This window comes from Fibrella rubiginis, assembly GCF_017353185.1.
GTDB classification, from domain to species: Bacteria; Bacteroidota; Bacteroidia; order Cytophagales; family Spirosomataceae; genus Fibrella; species Fibrella rubiginis.
In genome coordinates this window covers 1-1,788 of record NZ_JAFMYV010000031.1, presented here as the reverse complement: position 1 = coordinate 1,788, position 1,788 = coordinate 1, and the positions used below count along the sequence as shown (strand labels likewise).

Annotated in this window: 1 protein-coding gene; it reads left to right on the top strand. The window is 61.4% G+C overall.

Features of this window, described 5'->3' with window-relative positions:
* The coding region (locus tag J2I47_RS26330; RefSeq protein ID WP_374759934.1) for a beta strand repeat-containing protein at positions 1-1,788 on the top strand (1,788 nt) is incomplete at both ends.

The following is a 1,788-nucleotide window of genomic DNA, read 5'->3' as shown; positions in this document are numbered from 1 at the left end:
AATCCCTGTTTCCCCTTCAGTGACCACCACCTACAGCGTGACGGTGACTAACGCCAATGGTTGTTCAGCTGTCAGCTCGGCTACGGTGACCGTGAATCCGGCAGTAACCGTCACGGCCAGTGCCAGTCCAGCTACAATCTGTAACGGTGCCAGCAGCACCCTGACAGCCACCGCCAGTGGCGGCACGGGCCTGACCTACCTCTGGAGCAACGGAGCCACCACGGCCAGCCAGTCTGTCAGCCCCACGGTGACGACCGCCTATAGCGTGACGGCCACTAACTCGGCGGGTTGTTCGGCCGTGAGCAGCACAACGGTAACGGTCAATCCCGCCGTCACCGCTACGTTGAGCAATGCGACGATCTGCAACGGCACCTCGGCCACGCTCACGGCCACGGGCGGCACCAGCTACAGCTTCAGCAATGGCACCAGCAACACCACAGGGACGCTAGTGGTCGCGCCCAACACCACCACGACCTACTCCGTCACGGTGACCAACGCCAGCGGCTGTTCAGCCCTTGCCTCCGGCACGGTGACGGTCAACCCCGCTGTCACCGCTACGATTGCGGCCAATCCCGGTACGGTGATCTGCAATGGCACTTCAGCTACGCTTACGGCGGCCGGTGGCAGCACTTACCGCTGGGACACGGGGGCTACGACGGCAGCAGTAGTGGTATCGCCTAACACGACCACGACCTACTCCGTCACCGTGACAAACGCCAGTGGTTGTTCGGCCGTGACTAACATGACTATCACGGTTAACCCCGCCGTGACGGCCGCAGTAGCCAACCAGACAATTTGTAACGGCACCACAGCCACGCTCTCGGTCACAGCGGACGGCGGCACGGGCCTTACCTACACCTGGGCGCCCACCGGAACAGGCAACACAGCTTCGGTAAACGTATCGCCCTCAACCACCACGACCTACTCCGTTACCGTCACCAACAGTGATGGCTGCTCAGCCGTGACCAGTGCCACGGTGACGGTCAACCCCGCCGTCACAGCAGTAATCGCCGTTAGCCCCAGCAATACCATCTGCCAGGGAACTTCGGCTACACTCACGGCTTCGGGCGGTACAAGCTACCGCTGGAGCACGGGGGCAACCACGGCAGCCATTTCGGTAACGCCAAACAACAGTGCCATTTACAGCGTGACGGTCACCAACGCCAGCGGCTGCTCTGGCATCACTTCGACAACCATCACCGTAAACCCCGCCGTTAATGCTACGCTGAGCAACGCCGTGATCTGTAACGGCACCGCGGCCAGCCTGACGGCTACCGGGGGCACGTCTTATGCACTTAGCAATGGAGCGGTGAACACGACGGGTATTTTCTCCGTATCGCCCACCACTACCACCACCTACAGCGTCACGGTGACCAACGCCAATGGTTGCTCGGCCATTGCTACGGGTATTGTTACGGTCAACCCGTCTGTAACGGCTACGGTAACGGCCAGCCCCAGCAACAGCATCTGCCAGGGTACGTCGGCCACGATTACGGTTTCGGGCGGCTCATTCTACCGCTTCAGCGATGGCACTACCGTAACGAACAATACCACGGGTCAGTTTGTGATGGCCCCTACCGCGGTTGGCAGCAATCCATATTCGATTACGGTGACCTCGTCGCAGAATTGCAGTGCCGTTGCGACCGGGACCTTGACCGTCAACGCCCTGCCACAGCCCACCATCGTTGGCACGTCGACAATCTGTTCGGGCGGACCAATTTCGCTTACGGCTACCCCCACCACGGGCCTTACCTACGCCTGGAGCGGGCCGGGCGGCAACCTGGGCAG